Genomic DNA, 20,015 nt, shown 5'->3' with positions numbered 1-20,015 from the left:
CGTGACACGGCGGGTTACGCGTACGCCGCCGGCCAAACCCGTAGGGCGGGTTAGCGCAGCGTAAGCCGCCAACGCAAGCATACCCGAACGGTAGACTATCCCATGACATCCTCCCCCATCACCATCCGCCTAGGCCGGCGGGCGCGCCAGCGCATCGCTGCCGAGGGCATGCAGGCGGCCGACGTGGCCATCATCCCGGCCGCGGCCGGCGGGCCGAAAGGCCTGATCCTGCACGGCCTGGACCGCTGGCTGTTCGGCCACTTCCTGCCGCGCGCGCCGCGCCAACGCCGCCTGATCGGCGCGTCCATCGGCGCCTGGCGCATGGCTGCCGCCGCGTTCAACGACGCGGACGCGGCGCAGCGCCGCCTGGCGCACCTGTACACCCACCAGCGCTACCCGGCCAAGGTGGACGCGGCCTACGTCAGCAACACCTGCCGCGCCCTGCTCGACGAACTGCTGGACGGACGCGGCGCCGAAGCGCTCAACAGCCCGCACTACGCGCTGTCCATCATCACCGCGCGCGGCGTGGGCCCGCTGGCGCAGGCGGCCGGCAGCCGCTGGCGCGAGCTGGCCGGCTTCCTGCGCGCCGCCGCCGGCAACGCCGTCGCGCGCAGCCGCCTGGCCGGCGCCATGGAGCGCGTGATCTTCCACGACGCGCGCGACAGCCAGGACTGGCTGCGCCAGGAATTCGACGCCTTCGCCAACCATTTCGTTTCCCTGTCCGGTGACAACCTGCGCGACGCGCTGCTGGCCTCCGGCTCCATCCCCATGGTGCTGGAAGCGGTATCCGGCATCGCCGGCGCGCCCGGCGGCGCCTACTGGGACGGCGGCCTGATCGACTACCACCTGCACCTGCCCTACCAGCGCGATCCGGGACTGGTGCTCTATCCGCACTTCAGCGACTACATCGTGCCGGGCTGGCTGGACAAGTCCATGCCCTGGCGCCGCGCGCGGGACGCGGCGCTGGACAACGTGATCCTGGTATCGCCCTCGCCCGAATTTCTGGCCAGGCTGCCGAACCGGAAAATGCCCGACCGCGCCGACTTCAAGTTCTACGGCCAGAACCACGACACCCGCATCCGCGACTGGACCTGCGCCATGGGCGAAAGCGAGCGCATGGCCGACGCCTTCGCGCGCTGGTGCGACAAGCCGGACCTGGCGCAAACATCAGGATTCTGACAAGGCCACGCCCGCTGTTGTAAAAAGCTGCCGCTTCCTGCGCAACAGTTGCCCCCTGCCCCGCTATCGGCGCATACTCGTCGGTGCCGGCTGGCAACTGACAAGATGGGAGCGTCCAATGAGTGTTCTGTCCAATATGCGTATCGCCACCCGGCTCGCGGCCGGCTTCACCGTCGTGCTGGCGCTGTCGGTGGTCGCCACCGGCTATGCCCTGGTACAAGCCCGCGCCAACGCCGAGGCCACCAAGCAGATGATGGCCAATCCGCTGGCCACCGAGCGCCTGGTGTCGGACTGGTACGTGTTGATCTACTCGGCCATCGCGCGCACCGCGCTGTTTTCCCGCACCACCGACGAACAGCTGCCCGTGGTGTTCGCCGACGTGGTGGCCGACAGCACCAAGCGCGGCTCGGCGCTAATCAAGAAAATCGAAGCGCTGCTCGACACCGACGAGGAACGCGACATCATGAAGACCATTGTCGCCCTGCGCAACCAGTACCAGGACGCCAAGAACAAGGTGATGGACGCCAAGAAGACCGGCAACGCCGCCGAATCCGAGCGCGCCTTCAAGGAAGTGTTCTCGCCGGCGGCGGAGGCTTACCAGAAGCGCGTGCTGTTCCTGCTCGAACACCAGCGCAAGGACATCGACGACACCGCCAAGGCCATCGACGCGGCCAACAGCCGCAGCACCATGCTGATGGCGCTGATGGGCGTGCTGCTGGTGACGGCCGGCGGAGTGGCCGCCTACGTCATCTCGCGCAGCATCACGCAGCCGCTGCGCTCGGCGTTGGCGGTGGCCGCCACTGTGGCGCAGGGCGACCTGACCACCCGCTTCAGCCAGGACAAGGCGCGCGACGAAATCGGCGAGCTGATGACGGCGCTGCACACCATGAACGACGCGCTGCGCAACGTGGTGAGCCAGGTGCAGACCGGCACCAACGCCATGGCCAGCGCCTCCAGCGAAATCGCCTCCGGTAATATGGACCTGTCCACCCGCACCGAAGAGCAAGCCAGCTCGCTGGAGGAAACCGCGTCGTCGATGGAGGAACTGACCGCCACCGTGCGCCAGAACGCCGACAGCGCGCGCCAGGCCAACCAGCTGGCGCAGGCCGCCTCCGACGTGGCGGTCAAGAGCGGCGTCATTGTCGGCCAGGTGGTCGACACCATGGGCGCCATCGACGCCTCGGCGCGCAAGATCGTCGACATCATCGGCGTGATCGACGGCATCGCCTTCCAGACCAACATCCTGGCGCTGAACGCGGCGGTGGAAGCGGCGCGCGCCGGCGAACAGGGGCGCGGCTTCGCCGTGGTGGCATCCGAAGTGCGCCAGCTGGCGCAGCGCAGCGCGGCGGCGGCCAGGGAAATCAAGGAATTGATCGGCAACTCGGTGCAGCAGGTGAACGCCGGCACCACGCTGGTGCAGCAGGCCGGCGCCACCATGGACCAGGTGGTGTCCAGCGTGCGCCGGGTGAACGACATCATGGCCGAGATGAGCTCGTCGAGCAGCGAGCAAAGCAGCGGCATCGAACAGGTGAACCGCGCCATCACGCAGATGGACCAGGTGACGCAGCAAAACGCCGCGCTGGTGGAGCAAGCCGCGGCGGCGGCGGCCAGCATGCAGGAACAGGCCGCCAGCCTGGCCAGCGTGGCGGCCTCCTTCAAGCTGGAGGAAGGCCACGGCGCGGACAAGCGCCTTAGGGCGCCAGGAACATCTGCTGCAGGTCGTTCAAGAAGCGCTGCCCTAATTCCGTCGGCTTGATCAGCTTGTAGTCGCGGTACAGCAGGCCCTTGGCCTCGGCCGCGTTAAGCTGCCTGTCGATGGCGTTGATGGACAGGCCGGTGCGCTCGGCAAACAGATTGGGCTCGAAGCCCTCGTGCAGGCGCAGCGTGTTGAGCATGAACTCGAAGCCCATCTCGTCGCGCCCGATTTCATATTCCTCCTGCACCGGCTTGCCGGCCCTGACCGCCTCCATGTAAGCCTTGGGTTGCTTGTAGCGCGCCTGGCGCAGCACGCGGTGCGGGAAGGAGATCTTCGAGTGCGCGCCGGCGCCGATGCCGAGGTAGTCGCCGAAGTGCCAGTAGTTCAGGTTGTGCCTGGCGCGCCGGCCCGGCTGGGCGTAGGCCGACACCTCGTACTGGCCGTAGCCCCGGGCGGCGGTCAGCTCGGCGATCATGTCCTGCATGTCCGCGCTGGCGTCGTCGTCCGGCAGCACCGGCGGGTACTTGGCGAACAGCGTGTTCGGCTCCATCGTCAGGTGGTACAGCGACAGGTGCGGCGGCTGGAAGGACATGGCCGTTTCGATGTCTTCGCGGGCCTGCTCCAGCGTCTGCGTGGGCAGCGCGTACATCAGGTCCAGGTTGAAGTTCTCGAAGTTGGCCTGCGCGATCTCCACCGCGCGGCGCGCCTCGCCGCCGTCGTGGATGCGGCCCAGCGCCTGCAGGTGCCCGGCGTTGAAGCTCTGGATGCCGATCGACAGGCGGTTGATGCCGCTGGCGCGGTAGGACTTGAACTTCTCGGCCTCGAAGGTGCCGGGATTGGCCTCCATCGTGATCTCGGTGTCGGCGTCCATCGGCAGCAGGGTGCGCACGTCCGACAGCAGCCGGTCCAGGCCGGCCGCCGACATCAGGCTGGGCGTGCCGCCGCCGATGAAGATGGTGTGGATGCGGCGCCCCCAGATCAGCGGCAGCGCCATTTCCAGGTCGCTGCGCAGCGCGGCCAGGTACGCCTCTTCCGGGAAACCGCCGCCCTTGGCCTCGTGCGAATTGAAATCGCAATACGGGCACTTGCGCACGCACCAGGGGAAGTGGATGTACAGCGACAGCGGCGGCAGCGCCGTCAGGTTCAGCGCGCCGGGCTGCAGGTAGCGCAGCGCGCCGCCGGCGGCCGCTTCGTTGCTGGACGCGGCGGCAGCCGATGCGGCGGGCGCGCTTGCCGGCGCAGGGGTCGGCTTGGCGCCGACGACCTTGATCGGGATCATTTCAGTTTCTCTACCAGTGCGCGCAGGGCCTGGCCGCGGTGGGACAGCTTGTTCTTCTCATCGGCCGTGAGCTCGGCGGCGCACTTGCCCAGCTCGGGGATGAAGAAATGCGGATCGTAGCCGAAACCGCCATTGCCGCGCGCCTCAGGAATGATGCGGCCATTCCAGCGGCCATCCGCGATCACCGGCTGCGGATCGTCCGCGTGGCGCACGAACACCAGCACGCAATAATAATAGGCCGATTTGTCGGCGTGCGGCGCCAGGTCGGCGATCAGCTTGGCGCTGTTGGCGGCATCGGACTTCGGCTCGCCGGCGTAGCGCGCCGAGTACACGCCGGGCGCGTTGCCCAGCGCCGTTACGCACACGCCGGAATCGTCCGCCAGGGCGGGCAGGCCGGTCAGGCGGGCCGCGTGGCGCGCCTTTTCCAGTGCATTTTCGACAAAAGTATGGTGCGGCTCATCCGCTTCCGGGACATTGAATTCGCCCTGGGCGTGGACGGAAAAGCCCACCGTCGACAGCAGCTCGTTGAATTCTTTGAGCTTGCCGGCGTTGTTGGATGCGAGAACTAGGCGTTGGGTCATGGATAATCTGGCGATGCGTTGGGAACAGCCCGCCATTGTAAACCTTTTGCGCGGCGCGCTCTCCGCTAAGGCACCAGCAGCGCCTGGATTTCCGGCTTGCGGTGGTTGTCCAGCGTGACCATGACCGCCTCGGTCTGGATCAGCGCCGGCTTGACGGCGTTTCCCCGCGCGGCTGCCACGGCGGCCTTCATGGCCAGGTAGCCCATCTGGCGCGGGTCCTGCACCACCAGGCCATGGATCTCCTGCCGGCGCAGGCCGTCGAGCAGGAAATCGGTGCTGTCGAAGCCGAGGAATTTCTTCTTGCCGGCCAGGCCGGCCTGCCGCAGCGCGCGCAGCATGCCGTCGGCGGACGATTCGTTGACGGCGAAAATGCCGTCCACATCGGGATACTTCCTGAGCAGCAGCTCCGCGCTGCGGTGCGCCTTGCCGCGCGTGCCGCCGCCGTATTCGTCGGCCACGACGGTGAGCTGCGGCGCGTGCTTTTTCAGGTAGTCGATGAAGCCGTTGGCCCGGTCATCGGTCGAGCCGCTGCCCGGCACGGTGCGCAGCACCGCCACGCTGCCCTGCCGGTTCAGCAGCCCGGCCAGGCGCTCCGCCGCCAGCCTGCCAGCGGCCACGTTATCGGTGGTGACGAAGTTGGCGTGCGCGTTGCCGTCCAGCGCGGAGTCCACCGCGACCACCTTGATGCCTTGCGCCACGGCCTGCCTGACCGGCCCGGCCAGCCGTGCGCGGTCGGTCGCGGCAATGATGATGGCGTCCACGTCCGGCCGGCTGTAGATGCGCAGGATCTGGACTTGCGATTCGACGTCGTCATTGTGGGCCGGACCGCGCCAGGTCAGCCGCACGCCGCCCGCCTCCTGCACCGCGCGCTCCACGCCCTGCCGCATGAAGGTCCAGAAATCCTGGTCGCGCGACTTCGGAATGAAGACCACGTTCAGGTCCCTGGGATAGGCCGGGCACACCGAAAACATGATGCACGCCAGCAGGAGCGACATCCATTTTTTCATGATACCGGTATTGTATGCCTTCGCGGCCGGTCCGCCAGCCCTGCCCGCCGGGCTGTCAGGCGGCCAGGCCGAGCGCCTGCTTCTGCAGCTGCACCAGCTGTTTGATGCCGCCGTCGGCCAGGTCCAGCAGGCGGTTCATGCCGGCGCGGTCGAAGGCGGCGCCTTCGGCCGTGCCCTGCACTTCGATGAAGTGGCCGGCGTCGGTCATCACCACGTTCATGTCGGTGTCGCAGTCCGAGTCTTCCAGGTAGTCCAGGTCCAGCACCGGCATGCCCTTGTAGACGCCGACCGAGATCGCCGCCACGAAGTGCTTCAGCGGCACGGCCGGGATGGCGCCGCGCGCCACCAGGGTGGCAAAGGCGTCGTAGGCGGCCACCATGGCGCCGGTGATGGAAGCGGTGCGGGTGCCGCCGTCGGCCTGGATCACGTCGCAGTCCAGGTTCAGGGTGCGCTCGCCGAACGCCTCCAGGTCGAAAGCGGCGCGCAGCGAGCGGCCGATCAGGCGCTGGATCTCCTGCGTGCGGCCGCTTTGCTTGCCGCGCGCCGCTTCGCGGTCCATGCGGCTGTGGGTGGAGCGCGGCAGCATGCCGTATTCGGCCGTCAGCCAGCCCTGGCCTTTGCCCTTCAGGAAGCCCGGCACCTTTTCCTCGATGCTGGCGGTGCAGATCACCTTGGTGTCGCCGCATTCGATCAGCACCGACCCTTCGGCGTGCTTGGTGTACTGGCGCGTCAGGCGGATGGCGCGCAGCGCGTCGACCGGGCGGCCGCTGGGGCGGGATACAAAAGTCATGGGTCAGTCTTTCCTGGTAAGTAATTGGGAGGATTTTTCAATCGCGCCGCGGATTTCCGCGATGGCGCGCTCGATCTCGTCGTCGTCGAAGGCGTCCACCGGGCCTGCCGCCTGCTGCGCGTCGGCCTGGACGGCGCGGCTGATGGTGGTGTTGACCTGGTCTTCCGGCAGCATTTCGGTCGAGATGATACTGGACATGCCGGCCGCCGTGGTGGGCGCCGCGTCCGCTACCGAACTGCCCTGCCACATGATGGCCAGCGCGGTGGCGTTGTCGCCGCCGGCGCCGGCGATGGCCACCGCCGTCTGCAGCATGTCCGGCACCGCCCGCACCACGGTTTGCGTGGCCAGGCGCTGTGTCAGCTCGGCGTCGCCCAGCACCGACCACAGGCCGTCCGAGCACAGCAGCATCACGTCGCCCGGCAGCATGCTGGCGCGGCGCGACAGTTCCACCCTGGGCAGGCTGGTGGCGCCCAGGCAGTTGTACAGCTTGTTGCGGTCCGGGTGGGTGGCGCGCTCGGACGCCGGCACCAGGCCCTTGGCGATCAGGTTCTCCACGTGCGAATGGTCGCGCGTGCGCGCCAGCACGTGGCCGCCGCGCATCCAGTACAGGCGCGAGTCGCCGCAGTGCGCCCACACGGCGATATTGTGCTGGATCAGGCAGGCCACCACCGTGGTGCGCGGCGTTTCCGGCAGGTTGTGCAAGGCCTTGTAGCGGTGGATCTCCTGGTGCGCGGCCATGAAGGCGTCCTCCAGGAAGCGCTCCGGCTTTTTCACGTAGGGCGCGGCCTGCTGCTGGAACTGGGCGGAAATGGTCTGCATGGCGATGGTGGCGGCCACCTCGCCGCGCAGATGGCCGCCCATGCCGTCGGCCAGCACCAGCAGCAGGGCGTCGCGCGTGAAGCTGTAGCCCATGCGGTCCTGGTTGACCTTGCGGCCGCCGATGTGGCTTTCCTGATATACGGAGAATTGCATGGTGGTCCCTGGATGGTCCTAGTCGGTCAGGATTGCGTGGTCTGCGCCGCGTCCTTGTTGCCGCGCCCAAAACGGCCGAACTGCCCCAGCAGGCCGCGCACCTGCCCGCCCAGCTTTTCCAGCGCGCCCAGGCTGCCGGGCGCAGGCGGCGCGGCCACCGGCTGCTGCAGCACCTTCTGCATTTCAAACAGGCTTTGCGGCCGCGCCAGCGGATCGAGCAGCAGCGCGCGGCGCACCAGCGCCACCAGCTCCGGCGTGTACTGGCCGTCCAGCTTGGCGAAATGCCCCTCCATTTTATCCTCCTTGCGGCGCTGGTCGGCAGGTTGCGGCGGCGAACCGACCATGCAGGCGAACATCGAGGCGCCAATGCTGTACACATCGGTCCACGGTCCCAGCGGCTCGGTCTTGGCGTACAGCTCGGGCGGCGCGAAGCCGGGCGTGTACATCGGGGTCAGCTTGGGCAGGTCGCTGTTGACGGTCTGGCGCGCTGCGCCGAAGTCCAGCAGCATGGGCGTGCCGTCGGTGCGCAGGTAGATATTGGCCGGTTTCAGGTCCAGGTGCAGCAGCTGGTTGGCATGCACTTCGCGCAGGCCCTTGAGCACCTGGATGAAGATCTGGCGGATGAACGCTTCGCCCGCCCGGCTGCCCTTGGCGCGCTGGCGCTGGATGTGTTCCTGCAGCGAATGGCCCGATTCGTAGGCCATGACCATGTAGACAGTCTCGTTGGCACGGAAGAAATTCAACACTCTTACAACATTCGGATGCGAAATCCGTGCCAGCGCCCGCCCCTCCTCGAAGAAGCATTTCAAGCCGATGCGGAACACCGGCAGATTGGCTTTCGCTATGGAGGGCGCCAATTCCCCGGGCTGGCGCAGCGCCAGCGCACTCGGCAAATACTCCTTGACCGCCACCGCATTGCCGTCCCCGTCATAGGCCAGGTATACAATACTGAACCCGCCGGACGCAATTTTCTTTACAATGCGATATCCAGCAATTTCCAGCCCATCCGGCAGTGGAGCGTTGTTCTGTGCAGCCATAGGATTTCCTTGCTTCAACATCCGGATTGTGTGGATAAATCACTGTTTTGTAAAGTTTAAATCGGGGACATCCATTGAGCATTTCCAGCATGACAGGCTACGCGGTTGCCACCAGCGAAAGCGCGGCCGGGACACTGACAATAGAAATCAAGAGCGTCAATTCACGTTTTCTTGACTTGCAGTTTCGAATAAACGACGATTTGCGCGCGCTGGAACCCGATTTGCGCACTGCCATCATGGCTGCCATCACTCGCGGCAAGGTGGAACTGCGGCTCAGCTTTGGCCGCAAGGCGGCCGGTGCCGGCGCCACTGCCCTGAACACCACGCTGCTGGAAGAATTGTCCCGTTTGCAAGCCGAAGTCGGCAAACATTTCGTCGCTGCCCCGGTGATGAGTGTGGCCGAATTGCTGCGCTGGCCGGGCGTGGTGGAGGAAGCCCAGATTGGCCAGGAAACCCTGCAGGCCGACGTGGCCGCGCTCACCGCGCGCACGGTGGCCGCCTTCGTCACCAGCCGCCAGCGCGAAGGCGCGGCACTGGAAGCGATGCTGATTTCCCGCATCGAAGCGATGGAAGCCATCGTCAAGCGCATCACGCCGCTGATCCCGCAGGTGGTGGCGGCGTTCCAGCAGAAAGCCGTCGAGCGCATGCAGGAAGCGCTGGGCCTGGCCTGCCAGGGTTCGAACACCAGCCTGTCGCGCCAGGACGCCATGGAGCGCATCCGCCAGGAAGTGATCCTGTACGGCATCCGCATTGACGTGGCCGAAGAGCTGGGCCGCCTGTCGGCGCACCTGACGGAAACGCGCCACATCCTGAAAAAAGGCGGCCAGGTCGGCAAGCGCCTGGACTTCATGATGCAGGAACTGAACCGCGAAGCCAACACGCTGGGCGCCAAGGCGTCCGTGAAGGAACTGGCGGACGCCTCGATGGAACTGAAACTGCTCATCGAGCAGATGCGCGAACAGGTCCAGAACCTGGAGTAAAAACGCCACACCCGAAAATGGGGTCAGGGTTAATTATTCGGGAAATATTTCCCGAATAATTAACCCTGACCCCATTTTTCGTGGCGAGGCAATTCACGCTTGCAAATGAGAAGTGTTATCATTCGCGTTTATTGCTTACTCTCTGGTCCGCACCGCCTCCACCATGCCCACTCTGTCCTTCTCCGCCCTCCCCTTCCGCCGCTCCCTGATCGCCGCCGCCGTGGCGTCCCTGTCGCTGGCTGCGCACGCGCAGCAGGCTGACAACGCCGCCGCGCCGCTGGAATCCATCCAGATCACCGGCAGCTGGCTCGGTTCCGGCCTGCAGAACAGCGTGAAAAACTTCGCCGGCGCGCGCACCGTGCTGCAGAAGGAGGACATCGACAACACCGGCGCGGCCAGCATCGGCGACGTGCTGCGCCGCATTCCCGGGGTGCAGAGCACGGACAACTCCGGCACCGCCGGCAGCGCCATCTCCCTCAACATCGGCGTGCGCGGCCTGAGCGGGCGCTATTCCCCGCGCTCGACCGTGCTGCTGGACGGCATTCCGCTGGCCGTGGCCCCGTACGGCCAGCCGCAGCTGTCGTTCGCGCCGGTCAGCCTGAACAACATTGAATCGGTGGACGTGGTGCGCGGCGGCGGCGCGGTGCGCTACGGCCCGCAGAACGTGGGCGGCATCATCAACTTCCGCAGCCGCGCGGTGCCGGAGACGCCGGGCGTGACCGGCGACGCTTCGGTGCGCTATAACCACTTCGGCGAAGGCGGCCACAACACCCAGTACAGCGCTTACATCGGCACCCAGCTGGACAACGGCCTGGGCCTGGCCCTGCTGTACTCCGGCATGGACGGCAGCGAGTGGCGCGCCGGCAGCGACGAGAAGGTCAACGACCTGGCGCTGAAGTTCCGCTACAAGCTCGATCCGCACAGCGAGGCGTACGGCAAGCTGAGCTACTTCGACGTCACCTCGCGCACGCCGGGCGGCCTGACCGTGGCGCAGTACAACGCCAACCCGTTCCAGAACACCCGCCCCACCGATTTCTGGGACGGCGAGCGCAAAGGCGCGGACGTGGGCTACCTGAACACCCTGTCGGCCACGCAGGAATTCGAGATCAAGGCCTACTACAACGAGAGCGACCGGCGCAGCGCGCTGATCAACGCGGCCAAGACCCAGCTGACCTACCAGCCCCGCAACTACCAGGTGCTGGGCATCGAGCCGCGCTACACGCAACGCTTCACCCAGCACCTCGGCGCCGGCCTGACGCACGACCTGACCGTGGGCTACCGCTACCTGCGCGAACGCGGCAACGACAACAACTACGTGCAGACCGTGGCCACCGGCGCCAACGGCGCCACCGCCACCTTCGCCAACGCCACCGATGCGCACTCGTTCTACATCGACGACCGCATCGCCTACGGCGCCTGGCGCGTCACGCCCGGCGTGCGCTTCGAACGCATCAGCTCGGACCGCCTCGACGTGAGCGCGCAGCGCAGCTTCGTCACCGACAACGACAAGGCCCTGCCGTCGCTGAACGTGGCTTACCTGGTCAACCGCGCGCTGACCGTGTTCGCCAACTACCAGACCTCCTTCGGCTCGGTGCAGAACACCCAGCTCAACTCGCAGACGGCCGCCAATCCGCTCAAGCCGGAAGAAGCCAAGACCTCGGAACTGGGCGCGCGCTGGAAAACCGGCGCCATGAGCGCCGAGGTGACGGCCTTCCGCCTCAAGTTCGACAACCAGATCCTCCAGATCCCCGGCTCCGTCCCCCCGGTGTTCCAGAACATCGGTGCCACCAAGCACGACGGCGTGGAAACTGCCATCGACTACAGCTTCGCCGAGGCCGGCGCGCTGGCCGGCCTGAACCTGTTCGCCAACTACAGCTACACCAGGGCGATCCAGGAATCGGGCGCCACCGCCGGCAAGGACGTGCCGTTCTACGCGCGCAACACCGACACCGTGGGCGCGCGCTACCGCATTGGCGCCTGGACCATGAACCTGTCCAGCACCCACCAGGGCAAGCAGTTCTCGGACGCGGCCAACACCGTGGCCGAAGCGGCCAGCGCCGGCGTCGGCCAGATCCCAGGCTTCCGCCTGTGGAACGCGCAGCTGAACTGGAAGATGGCGGGCAAGCCGGGCTATGAGCTGATGGCCGGCGTGAACAACCTGGCCGACAAGCGCTACTACACCCGCAACGTGGACGGCAACCTGGGCCGCATGGTGGGCGCGCCGCGCATGGCCTACGTGCAGCTGCGCATGGCCTACTGAGCCGGCCCGCATACCGCAGCGCCCGGTATCGCTTTCCGATACTCCGTGCGCAATTGCCCGAGAAAGTAATACAACATGGCAGCATGCAGCCTTTCCCCTTTTTGCGGAGAGTCTCCATGCGCCATGCCGCCATCGCAATCGCTGTCCCTTGCGCGCTCTTGCTGAGCGCCTGCGGCACCACGTCCGTCCAGGACTACCCCGCCGCCTGGCCGCCGCTGACCGGCATGTCCGCCGACTGCCGCGAGGTGGCGGGCACGTATATCGATCCCAACACCCGTCCATGGGAACCGGCCGACGCCGCGGGCCGGCAGCCGAACATCTATGCGGCCTGGGTTACGCTGGGCTTTATCGCCCAGGGCAGCGCGGTGGGCCGCAAGCGTTCCTTCTCCATCGCCTTCGCCGACGACGGCGCGCTGGTGCTCGGCTACCTGATGGACAACCGGCCGGTCGCCAGCCGCCGGCTGGGCCCGGACAAATGGCGCTGCGGCAGCGACGGCCTGCAAGTGCTGACGCTGGAGCGCAGCGGCGCGCTGATGGACAAGGTGCCCAACCACGGCGAGATGCAGCGCACCGCCACCCTGTACCGGATCGGCAACACGCTCTACAGCAAACGGGTCAACGATTCCCGCATCAAGCTGCTGCACGTGCTGCCCGAACAGCACTACCGCGTCCAGTGGGAACGCTTCCAGGCAGACTAGGCCAGCAGCGCCTGGTAGGCCAGGCGTTTGAACTCGAAGGTGTAGGGGTGCCAGAAGCCCATCTGGCGCTGCGCCATCAGCACCCCGGCGATGTTGTGGCGCGGGTTGATCCACCACTGGGTGCCCGCAATGCCGCCCCATTCGAACTCGCCGGCGCTGGCCGGCGGATCGTCCGCGCCCGGCTGCAGGATGACCGCGCCGCCCAGTCCAAACCCCTTGCCGGGCACCGCGCCCACGGTGGGAAAGCCGATGCGCACGCCGGGCGGCAGCTGGTTGCGCATCATGGCGGCCACCGTGTCCGGCCGCAGCAGCGCGCAGGGCGCGCCCGGCATCAGGCTGCGCAGCAGGGCCGCCATGTCCGGCAGGCTGGACACCAGGCCGCCGCCGCCCGAATAGCGTGCCACCGGGGCCAGGTAGGCGCCCGGGTAGGGCGAACCGGCCAGGCGGCGCAGGCCGGGCACGGTGGGATCGTTGCGGCTGGCGCCGGCGTAGTAGGCGGTCAGCAGGCCGTGCTTGTCCGGCGGGATGACGAAACAGGTGTCCGCCATGCCCAGCGGCGCGAAAATGGCCTGCGCCAGGTAGCGGTCGAAACGCTGGCCGCTGGCCACCTCCACCAGCCGCGCCAGCACGTCCGAGGCGATCGAATATTCCCACTGCTCGCCAGGATGGAAGGTCAGCGGCAGCGGCGCCAGCGCCGCGATCAGGCCCTCCAGTGAACTGTCCGCATGCATGACGCGGCGCGCGGTGTAAGCCTGGTAGATCAGGCTGCCCGGATCGAGGAAGCCGTAACTGAGGCCGGCGCTGTGGCACAGCAGGTGGCGCGCGGTGATGGAGCGGCGCGCGGGTTCGCTGTCGTCCAGCCGCGTGGCGCCGGCACGCAGCACGCGGCGCCCGCCCAGCGCTGGCAGATAGCTTTCCACCGGCTCGTCCAGCCCCAGCCTGCCCTGCTCCACCAGCTGCAGCGCGGCGATGCTGGTGACCAGCTTGGTGTTCGAGAAGACGCGGAACAGGTGGTCCTCGCGCAGCGCGGTGCCGGCTTCCTTGTCGGCCCAGCCGGCGCAATGGCTGTCCACCACCGCGCCGCCGGACAGCAGCGCGCACGACGCGCCCGCCAGGATGCCGCCATCCACCCAGGCCTGCATGGCGCCGTGTACTGCCTTGAATTGTGTGCTCATGCCTGCACGGTAGCGCATGCGGGGAGCAAGCTCAAGTTCCAACCGGCGGGTGCGGCTGGAGGCGCTCGCGGCCGATGCCTTCGAACCAGTCCAGCGCGGCGCTCCACAGCGCTTGCGCCTGCGGACGGAAGTAGCCCATGTGGCCTATCCTGCCGATGCCGGACGCGGCCGGGTCGATGGTGATGCCGAACCAGGGCGCGTTGCGGTAGCCGCGCATGAAGGCGTCGCGCGAGTTGGGCGGCGCCCACAGGTCGTCTGCCGCGTTGACTGCCATGATGGGCGCGCGCACCGTGGCGAAACCGGCCGCCACCCGGGCCATCTCGGGATCGTCGAAGAAGTAGTGCGGGTAGCGGCACCAGTGCTTCCACTGGCGGTACACGTCCAGCGGCAAATCCTCGCCCATGCCCAGCTTGCTCCACGCCAGGCAGCCTTTCCAGCGCGTGAGCAGCGGGCCGATCAGGTTCCACATGAGCTTGACGCGCAGCCGCTCGGCCAGCGGCATCCAGCCGTGCCAGCCGGCGCCGGTGGCGAAGGTGTACAGGCCGTCCACCTTGTCGTGGTTGGGCAAAAGGCCGAAGGCGTGGCCGCCGTACGAATGGCCCACCATGTACAGCGGCACGGCCTGGCCGGGCCCCGCCCGGCTGCCCTGGCCCTCGCCGGCCGCCATGGCGTCCACCGCTGCCGCCAGGTCGAGCCGGCCCCAGTCCAGGTAGTCCATGCGAAAGCCGCGCAGGGTTTTCGGCCTGGACAGGCCGATGCCGCGGTAGTCCAGCGTCAGCACGGTGTAGCCGCAGCCGGCGGCGTATTCGGCGAAACGGCGGTAGAAGCCTTGCGGCACGCCGGTGGCGCCAGCGACGATCAGGCGCGCGCGCTCGGCGCCGTGGCTGCGGTAGCGCAGCGCCGCCAGCGGATAGCCGTCGGCGGCGTGCAGGGTGAGGCGCTCGGGCTTGCCGGGGGCGGCAGGGGCAGCGGCGGCAGCGGTAACAACGGGCGCGGCGGGGACGGCGGTAACTCGGGCGGTGACAGCGTTCATGGCATTCCTCGTTGAAGTCAGAATTCAGCGTCGAGCAGGGACAGCAGGGTTTCGGTGGCTTGCAGCATGGGCGTGGCGTCGTGCGCCACGCGTGCCTGCAGCAGCCCGCCTTCATAGGCGGCAACGGTCAGCGCGGCGAAGCCTTGCGCGCGCGCCTGGCCATGCCCGCCCGCCACCAGCGCGGCCGTGATGCGGGCCCGGATGGCGGCGAAGCCTTCGGCCAGCGCCTGGCGCAGCGCCACGTCGGCCGCAGTGGACTCTAGCGCCACCGCCGCCAGCGGACAGCCGCGCTCGAAGCCGCTGCCGTCCAGGCCGCGCAGCGCGCGTGCGATCCAGGCCTTCATGGCGGAACGGGCGTCCGGCTCGCTCTGCATGAGCTTGTCCAGCATGGCGCACATATAGGAAACGGTGCTGTCGATGGCGGCCACCGCCAGTTCGTTTTTACCGCCGGGGAAATGGTGGTACAGCACGCCCTTGGGCGCCTGCGCCTTGGCCAGGATGTCGCTCAGGCCGGCGCCGTGCAGGCCGGTGTGCTGCAGCGTGTGGATCATGGCGCCAATCAGGCGTTCGCGCGTGGTGGGCGCTTCCGGTGCGGCGGGCGCGGCGGGCGCGGCGGGTGTGGATGTGGTGGGCGTGGTCATGACTGGATTCTATAGACCGGTCGGTCTAGCCGTCAAGCGCTATCTAACGTTATCATCCAGGCAAGGAGGGCAGACATGAGCAAACACATCAGGGTGGGCATCGGCGGCTGGGATTTCGCGCCGTGGCGCGAAACGTTCTACCCGGCCGGGCTGGCGCAGAAGCGCGCGCTGGAATACGCCAGCCGCCAGGTCAGCAGCATCGAAATCAACGGCACCTATTACCGCAACGCCAAGCCCGAGCATTTCGCCAACTGGGCCGCGCAGACGCCGGACGATTTCATGTTTGCCGTGAAGGCCAGCCGCTACTGCACCAACCGCAAGGCGCTGGGCGAAGCGGGCGAATCCATCGAGCGCTTCATGGCCAGCGGCCTGGACGAACTGGGCGCCAAGCTGGGCCCCATCCTGTGGCAGCTGGCGCCCACCAAGCGCTTCGATGCGGACGAGCTGGCGGCGTTCTTCCAGCTGCTGCCGGCCAAGCTGGGCGCGCGCAAGCTGCGCCACGTGCTGGACACGCGGCACGACAGTTTCATGTGCGCGGACTACCTGAAGCTGGCGCGCAAACACAAGGTGGCCACCGTGTTCACCGACTCCGACAAATTCCCCTCCTACGCCGACCCGACCGCCGACTTCATCTACGCCCGCCTGATGTGTGCGCGCAGCGAACTCGCCACCGGCTACAGCAAGCCGGCGCTGACACAGTGGGCCCAGCGCGCGGCGCAGTGGCAGGCCGGCGCGCTGCCGGACGCGCTGCCTTATGCCGGCCCTGCACCGGCCGCGGCCAAAGCCGCCGCCGGGCGCGACGTCTTCGTCTACTTCATCAACGGCGCCAAGGAGCGCGCGCCAGCCGCGGCCACCACCCTGCTCGCTTTGTTAGCTGGCGCATAGAACAGCCCGGCGCAGGCCGCCATAATCGGCTTGAACATGGCTGAGGGAGCGGAAAGGAGGATCCCATGGACAAGCCGGAAAAATACGCGGAATTCGGCGGCCGCATCATCATGCTGGGCTTCGGCAGCATAGGCCAGGCCATCTTGCCGCTGCTGTTCCGCCACATCACCCTGCGCCCGGACCAGGTGCGCATCATTTCACGCAGCCCCGACCGCAGCGGCATCGCCGCCGAGTACGGCGTGGAATTCCAGGCCCAGCCGCTCACGGAGAGCAACTATGAAAGCGTGCTTGAGGCGCGGTGCGCGACGGCGACTTCCTGCTCAACCTGTCGGTCGAGGTGGCCAGCCTGGAACTGATCCGCTATTGCTGGCGGCACAATGTGCTCTACCTGGACACCTGCATCGAACCCTGGCCCGGCAGCTACGATGCGCCGCAGCGCACCCTGTCGCAGCGCTCCAACTACGCCTTGCGCGAAGCGGTGCTGGCGTTCCGGCTCGACAAGCGCGACGGCGCCACCGCGGTCGTCACGCAGGGCGCCAATCCCGGCCTGGCGTCTGCCTTCGTCAAGCAGGCCCTGCTGGCCATGGCCACAAGCCAGGACATCGATCCCGGCCAGCCGCGCTGCTACGAAGACTGGGCTGCGCTGGCGCAGCGGCTCGACATCAAGACCATCCACATCGCCGAGCGCGATACGCAGCTCTCCAGCCGCCGCAAGCAGCGCGGCGAATTCGTCAACACCTGGTCGGTCCGCGGTTTTGTCAGCGAGGGCTTGCAGCCCTCCGAGCTGGGCTGGGGCAGCCATGAGCGGCACTGGCCGGACGACGCCTGCCGCCACGGCTACGGCTGCGACGCGGCCATCTACCTGCAGCGCCCGGGCATCGCCACCCGGGTGCGCAGCTGGACCCCGCTGGAAGGCCCCTACCACGGCTTCCTGGTCACGCACGGCGAATCGATCTCCATCGCCGACCACCTGACGCTGCGCGAGCGGGGCGAAGTGGTGTACCGCCCCACCGTGCACTACGCCTACTATCCCTGCGACGATGCGGTGCTGTCGCTGCATGAGATAGCGGGCCGCAACTGGGGGCTGCAGCCGGAGCGCCGCATCATGCGCGAGGAGATTGAGAGCGGCATGGACGAGCTGGGCGTGCTACTGATGGGCAACCGCAAGGGCGTCTACTGGTACGGCTCGCGCCTCACCATCGAACAGGCGCGCCTGCTGGCGCCGCACAATTCGGCCACCAGCCTGCAGGTGGCGGCCGGCGCGCTGGCCGGCATGGTGTGGGCCATGCGCCATCCGCGCGCCGGCGTGGTGGAGCCGGACGACATCGACTACGACCTGGTGCTGCGCATCGCCGCGCCCTACCTGGGGCAGCTGGTGGGCGAGTACGGCGACTGGTCGCCGCTCAAGGACCGCAGCCCGCTGTACCAGGAAGCTGTCGACGCCAGCGACCCCTGGCAGTTCCTGAACTTCCGCGTCGGCTAGGCGGTGCGCCGTGCTGCTGCAAAAAGAACTGGGCGTGATCGAGGACTCGTACTACGAGGCCAGCGTCGAGCGCCCCGCCCCGCTGCCGCCGCTGTCCGGCCACGTGGCGGCCGACGTGTGCGTGGTGGGCGCCGGGCTGGCGGGGCTGTCGGCCGCGCTGGAGCTGGCGCAGCGCGGCTATAGCGTGGTGCTGCTGGAAGCGCAGCGGGTGGGCTGGGGCGCGTCGGGGCGCAACGGCGGCCAGGTGCTGCCGGGCTTCGGCGCCGACGGCGAACGCGCCGTGGAGCGCCAGCTGCCCAGGGAGGACGCGCAGCGCGCCTGGGATGCTTCGGTGCTGGGCGTGCAGCTGCTGCGCGAGCGCATCGCGCGGCATGCCATCGACTGCGACTTCACGCCGGGCGCGCTGAGCCTGGCCGTCACGCCGCGCAAGCTGCGCGAGCTGGAACACTGGGTACGCCACGTGGGCGAGCGCTACGGCTACCCGCTGCAGTGGATTGCGCCGGGCGAGCTCGACCAGTGGATCGCCAGCGGCCGCTATTGCGGCGGCGTGGCGGACCTGGGCGCCGGCAGCCTGCACCCGCTGAAATACAGCCTGGGCCTGGGCCGCGCGGCACTGGCAGCGGGCGTGCGCATCTACGAGGACTCGCCGGTGTTCGTGCTGGAACGCGGCGCCGCGCCGGTGGTCAAGACCGCCCAGGGCCAGGTGCGGGCGCGCTTCGTGGTGCTGGCCGGGAATGTCTACCTGGCCGAATACGGCGACCTGGCGCCGCAGCTGAGCGCGCGCATCATGCCGGTGGGGACCTATATGGTGGCCACCCAGCCGATGGCGGCCGCGCGCGCCGCCGCCCTGCTGCCGCAGCGCAGCGCCGTGTCCGACACCAATTTCGTGCTCGACTACTTCCGCCTGAGCGCCGACCACCGGCTGCTGTTCGGCGCCGGCGACAGCTACACCGGCAATACGCCCAGCAACCTGGTGGCGCGCGTGCGCAGCCGCGTGCTGGCCGTGTTCCCCCAGCTGGCCGACCTGCAGGTCGAGCACGCCTGGGGCGGCTTCATCGACATCACCGCCAACCGCGCGCCCAACCTGGGCCGGCTGGACGCCAACATCTATTTCCTGCAGGGCTTTTCCGGCCACGGCCTGGCCTTCACCGGCATGGCCGGCCTGCTGGCGGCCGAAGCCATCGACGGCCAGGCCGCGCGCTTCGACGTGTTCGCCCGCCTCAAGCACCACGCCTTCCCGGGCGGCGCGCTGATGCGCACGCCCGCGCTGGTGCTGGGCAAGCTGTATTTCCAGCTCAAGGATATGCTGTAGTGATGCAGGGCAAGTGATAAAATACGCCTTTGGGCAAACGCTTAGCTGCCCGCACCGTTTCCGAAAGAACAACATGAGCCAAACTTCCGCCTTCTCCGGCAGCCTGTTCATGGTGGCCGCCCCCTCCGGCGCCGGCAAGTCGACCCTGGTCAATGCGCTGCTGGCGCAGGAACCCACCATCAAGCTGTCGATTTCGACCACCACCCGCGCCCCGCGTCCGGGCGAGGAACACGGCCGCGAATATTTCTTCACCACGCCGGAAGACTTCGTGGCGCGCGCGCAGGCGGGCGAATTCCTGGAATGGGCCGAAGTGCACGGCAATTACTACGGCACCTCGCGCATCTTCGTGGAAGAGCAGATGCGCACCGGCACCGACATCCTGCTCGAGATCGACTGGCAGGGCGCGCGCCAGGTGAAGAAGCAGTTCCCGCAGGCGGCCGGCATCTTCATCCTGCCGCCGTCCATCGCCGCGCTGGAAGAGCGCCTGCACAAGCGCGGCCAGGACGAACCGCACGTGATCACCCGCCGCCTGCTGGCGGCCGGCGGCGAAATCGCACACGCGCCGGAGTTCGAGTATGTTATTATCAATCAGGATTTTCCGGTCGCCTTGTCCGAACTGAGCGCGATTGTGAGAGCGGCCCGTTGCCGGTTTGCGCAACAAGCGGCCCGCAGCGCAGCACTCTTCGCCCAGCTGGGCATCCACGCCGACCACGCAGAATAACCGGTGCAGCAACGCACCAGCCGTACTTTTAGGAGTTAAGATGGCCCGTATTACGATTGAAGATTGCCTGAAGAATGTACCGAACCGCTTCCAGCTGACCCTGGCTGCAACCTACCGCGCCCGCCAGCTGCTGCAAGGCCACACCCCTAAAGTGGAAGCCAAGGACAAGCCGACCGTGGTCGCACTGCGTGAAATCGCCGCCGGCAAGGTCGGCCTGGAAATGCTGAAAAAGGTCCCCATGTAAGTTGGGAGCCTGCGCTTCCCGCCCAGTGTAGTTCGAGGTTCA

Annotated in this window: 19 protein-coding genes and 1 pseudogene; 11 read left to right on the top strand and 9 right to left on the bottom strand. The window is 67.6% G+C overall.

The window, feature by feature from the left end:
- Nucleotides 1-102: 102 nt before the first annotated feature.
- Nucleotides 103-1,179 carry a hypothetical protein gene (locus tag ASC94_RS10535; protein ID WP_056394034.1) on the top strand — a complete coding sequence of 359 codons (1,077 nt, stop codon included), beginning with the start codon at nucleotides 103-105 and terminating at the stop codon, nucleotides 1,177-1,179.
- A 118-nt stretch (nucleotides 1,180-1,297) separates the two neighbouring features.
- Entirely contained in the window at nucleotides 1,298-2,935 is a 1,638-nt protein-coding gene (locus ASC94_RS10530; protein ID WP_056394032.1) for a methyl-accepting chemotaxis protein, read from the top strand.
- On the opposite strand, the gene hemW is transcribed toward ASC94_RS10530, so the two are convergent.
- The 6 genes from hemW to ASC94_RS10500 all read right to left on the bottom strand — a co-directional run bounded on the left by hemW (nucleotide 2,871) and on the right by ASC94_RS10500 (nucleotide 8,541).
- Nucleotides 2,871-4,154 (bottom strand): radical SAM family heme chaperone HemW, encoded by a 1,284-nt coding sequence (hemW, locus tag ASC94_RS10525; protein WP_056394030.1) that lies wholly within the window; start codon nucleotides 4,152-4,154, stop codon nucleotides 2,871-2,873. The genes ASC94_RS10530 and hemW overlap by 65 nt on opposite strands.
- Nucleotides 4,151-4,735 (bottom strand): RdgB/HAM1 family non-canonical purine NTP pyrophosphatase, encoded by a 585-nt coding sequence (gene rdgB, locus ASC94_RS10520; RefSeq protein WP_056394028.1) that lies wholly within the window; start codon nucleotides 4,733-4,735, stop codon nucleotides 4,151-4,153. The genes hemW and rdgB overlap by 4 nt, the downstream gene beginning before the upstream one ends.
- A 65-nt stretch (nucleotides 4,736-4,800) precedes the next feature.
- Entirely contained in the window at nucleotides 4,801-5,730 is a 930-nt protein-coding gene (locus ASC94_RS10515) for a substrate-binding domain-containing protein (RefSeq protein WP_229417234.1), read from the bottom strand.
- A 67-nt stretch (nucleotides 5,731-5,797) separates the two neighbouring features.
- The gene (gene rph, locus ASC94_RS10510; RefSeq protein WP_056394024.1) at nucleotides 5,798-6,532 is read right to left on the bottom strand and encodes a ribonuclease PH; all 735 of its coding nucleotides are present in this window, start codon (nucleotides 6,530-6,532) and stop codon (nucleotides 5,798-5,800) included.
- Between the two features lie 3 nt (nucleotides 6,533-6,535).
- Nucleotides 6,536-7,504 (bottom strand): PP2C family serine/threonine-protein phosphatase, encoded by a 969-nt coding sequence (locus ASC94_RS10505; protein WP_056394023.1) that lies wholly within the window; start codon nucleotides 7,502-7,504, stop codon nucleotides 6,536-6,538.
- Nucleotides 7,505-7,530: 26 nt separating this feature from the next.
- Complete coding sequence (locus tag ASC94_RS10500; protein ID WP_056394021.1) at nucleotides 7,531-8,541, bottom strand: serine/threonine-protein kinase; 1,011 nt, start codon at nucleotides 8,539-8,541, stop codon at nucleotides 7,531-7,533.
- An 89-nt stretch (nucleotides 8,542-8,630) separates the two neighbouring features.
- Here ASC94_RS10500 and ASC94_RS10495 point away from each other — a divergent pair, with 89 nt between their 5' ends.
- The 3 genes from ASC94_RS10495 (at nucleotide 8,631) to ASC94_RS10485 (ending at nucleotide 12,479) form a co-directional block, all read left to right on the top strand.
- Nucleotides 8,631-9,521: a YicC/YloC family endoribonuclease gene (locus ASC94_RS10495; protein WP_056394019.1), complete on the top strand. Its 891-nt coding sequence runs from the start codon at nucleotides 8,631-8,633 to the stop codon at nucleotides 9,519-9,521.
- A gap of 163 nt (nucleotides 9,522-9,684) precedes the next feature.
- A complete protein-coding gene (locus tag ASC94_RS10490; RefSeq protein WP_056394017.1) occupies nucleotides 9,685-11,781 on the top strand; it encodes a TonB-dependent siderophore receptor in 2,097 nt (698 codons plus the stop codon).
- A gap of 116 nt (nucleotides 11,782-11,897) precedes the next feature.
- A complete protein-coding gene (locus tag ASC94_RS10485; RefSeq protein WP_056394015.1) occupies nucleotides 11,898-12,479 on the top strand; it encodes a hypothetical protein in 582 nt (193 codons plus the stop codon).
- Here ASC94_RS10485 and ASC94_RS10480 read toward each other — a convergent pair.
- Genes ASC94_RS10480 through ASC94_RS10470 form a run of 3 tightly spaced genes read right to left on the bottom strand, consistent with a single transcriptional unit; the run spans nucleotide 12,476 to nucleotide 15,328 of the window.
- Entirely contained in the window at nucleotides 12,476-13,654 is a 1,179-nt protein-coding gene (locus ASC94_RS10480) for a serine hydrolase (RefSeq protein ID WP_200955628.1), read from the bottom strand. The two genes, ASC94_RS10485 and ASC94_RS10480, sit on opposite strands and share 4 nt — an antisense overlap.
- A gap of 31 nt (nucleotides 13,655-13,685) precedes the next feature.
- On the bottom strand, nucleotides 13,686-14,687 hold the full coding sequence (locus ASC94_RS10475) for a serine aminopeptidase domain-containing protein (RefSeq protein WP_082616388.1): 1,002 nt from the start codon (nucleotides 14,685-14,687) through the stop codon (nucleotides 13,686-13,688).
- Between the two features lie 17 nt (nucleotides 14,688-14,704).
- Complete coding sequence (locus ASC94_RS10470; RefSeq protein ID WP_229417233.1) at nucleotides 14,705-15,328, bottom strand: TetR/AcrR family transcriptional regulator; 624 nt, start codon at nucleotides 15,326-15,328, stop codon at nucleotides 14,705-14,707.
- A gap of 75 nt (nucleotides 15,329-15,403) precedes the next feature.
- Here ASC94_RS10470 and ASC94_RS10465 point away from each other — a divergent pair, with 75 nt between their 5' ends.
- The 6 genes and pseudogenes from ASC94_RS10465 (at nucleotide 15,404) to rpoZ (ending at nucleotide 19,973) form a co-directional block, all read left to right on the top strand.
- Nucleotides 15,404-16,213, top strand: coding sequence for a DUF72 domain-containing protein (locus tag ASC94_RS10465; protein ID WP_082616387.1), 810 nt, complete (start codon nucleotides 15,404-15,406; stop codon nucleotides 16,211-16,213).
- 65 nt (nucleotides 16,214-16,278) lie between these two features.
- Nucleotides 16,279-16,676 (top strand): annotated as a pseudogene (locus ASC94_RS33625) (saccharopine dehydrogenase NADP-binding domain-containing protein); the annotation flags it as partial.
- A 120-nt stretch (nucleotides 16,677-16,796) separates the two neighbouring features.
- Nucleotides 16,797-17,696, top strand: a complete 900-nt coding sequence (locus tag ASC94_RS10460; RefSeq protein WP_373888111.1) for a saccharopine dehydrogenase C-terminal domain-containing protein — start codon at nucleotides 16,797-16,799, stop codon at nucleotides 17,694-17,696.
- 10 nt (nucleotides 17,697-17,706) lie between these two features.
- Nucleotides 17,707-19,008 carry an FAD-binding oxidoreductase gene (locus ASC94_RS10455; RefSeq protein WP_056394013.1) on the top strand — a complete coding sequence of 434 codons (1,302 nt, stop codon included), beginning with the start codon at nucleotides 17,707-17,709 and terminating at the stop codon, nucleotides 19,006-19,008.
- Nucleotides 19,009-19,081: 73 nt separating this feature from the next.
- Entirely contained in the window at nucleotides 19,082-19,729 is a 648-nt protein-coding gene (gmk, locus tag ASC94_RS10450) for a guanylate kinase (RefSeq protein ID WP_056394012.1), read from the top strand.
- Nucleotides 19,730-19,769: 40 nt separating this feature from the next.
- Complete coding sequence (gene rpoZ, locus ASC94_RS10445; RefSeq protein WP_005665923.1) at nucleotides 19,770-19,973, top strand: DNA-directed RNA polymerase subunit omega; 204 nt, start codon at nucleotides 19,770-19,772, stop codon at nucleotides 19,971-19,973.
- Nucleotides 19,974-20,015 lie beyond the last annotated feature (42 nt).

Source organism: Massilia sp. Root418 (genome assembly GCF_001425265.1).
Taxonomy (GTDB): Bacteria; Pseudomonadota; Gammaproteobacteria; order Burkholderiales; family Burkholderiaceae_D; genus Rugamonas.
Note: the sequence above shows the minus strand (reverse complement) of the source record. Positions and strands in the feature narration are given on the sequence as shown.

Bases quoted from the DNA above. Each gene is read 5' to 3' on its own strand.
- ASC94_RS10535 (WP_056394034.1), top strand. From the start codon at position 103: ATGACATCCTCCCCCATCACCATCCGCCTAGGCCGGCGGGCGCGCCAG.
- ASC94_RS10530 (WP_056394032.1), top strand. From the start codon at position 1,298: ATGAGTGTTCTGTCCAATATGCGTATCGCCACCCGGCTCGCGGCCGGC.
- hemW (WP_056394030.1), bottom strand. From the start codon at position 4,154: ATGATCCCGATCAAGGTCGTCGGCGCCAAGCCGACCCCTGCGCCGGCA.
- rdgB (WP_056394028.1), bottom strand. From the start codon at position 4,735: ATGACCCAACGCCTAGTTCTCGCATCCAACAACGCCGGCAAGCTCAAA.
- ASC94_RS10515 (WP_229417234.1), bottom strand. From the start codon at position 5,730: ATGTCGCTCCTGCTGGCGTGCATCATGTTTTCGGTGTGCCCGGCCTAT.
- rph (WP_056394024.1), bottom strand. From the start codon at position 6,532: ATGACTTTTGTATCCCGCCCCAGCGGCCGCCCGGTCGACGCGCTGCGC.
- ASC94_RS10505 (WP_056394023.1), bottom strand. From the start codon at position 7,504: ATGCAATTCTCCGTATATCAGGAAAGCCACATCGGCGGCCGCAAGGTC.
- ASC94_RS10500 (WP_056394021.1), bottom strand. From the start codon at position 8,541: ATGGCTGCACAGAACAACGCTCCACTGCCGGATGGGCTGGAAATTGCT.
- ASC94_RS10495 (WP_056394019.1), top strand. From the start codon at position 8,631: ATGACAGGCTACGCGGTTGCCACCAGCGAAAGCGCGGCCGGGACACTG.
- ASC94_RS10490 (WP_056394017.1), top strand. From the start codon at position 9,685: ATGCCCACTCTGTCCTTCTCCGCCCTCCCCTTCCGCCGCTCCCTGATC.
- ASC94_RS10485 (WP_056394015.1), top strand. From the start codon at position 11,898: ATGCGCCATGCCGCCATCGCAATCGCTGTCCCTTGCGCGCTCTTGCTG.
- ASC94_RS10480 (WP_200955628.1), bottom strand. From the start codon at position 13,654: ATGAGCACACAATTCAAGGCAGTACACGGCGCCATGCAGGCCTGGGTG.
- ASC94_RS10475 (WP_082616388.1), bottom strand. From the start codon at position 14,687: ATGAACGCTGTCACCGCCCGAGTTACCGCCGTCCCCGCCGCGCCCGTT.
- ASC94_RS10470 (WP_229417233.1), bottom strand. From the start codon at position 15,328: ATGACCACGCCCACCACATCCACACCCGCCGCGCCCGCCGCGCCCGCC.
- ASC94_RS10465 (WP_082616387.1), top strand. From the start codon at position 15,404: ATGAGCAAACACATCAGGGTGGGCATCGGCGGCTGGGATTTCGCGCCG.
- ASC94_RS10460 (WP_373888111.1), top strand. From the start codon at position 16,797: ATGGCCACAAGCCAGGACATCGATCCCGGCCAGCCGCGCTGCTACGAA.
- gmk (WP_056394012.1), top strand. From the start codon at position 19,082: ATGAGCCAAACTTCCGCCTTCTCCGGCAGCCTGTTCATGGTGGCCGCC.
- rpoZ (WP_005665923.1), top strand. From the start codon at position 19,770: ATGGCCCGTATTACGATTGAAGATTGCCTGAAGAATGTACCGAACCGC.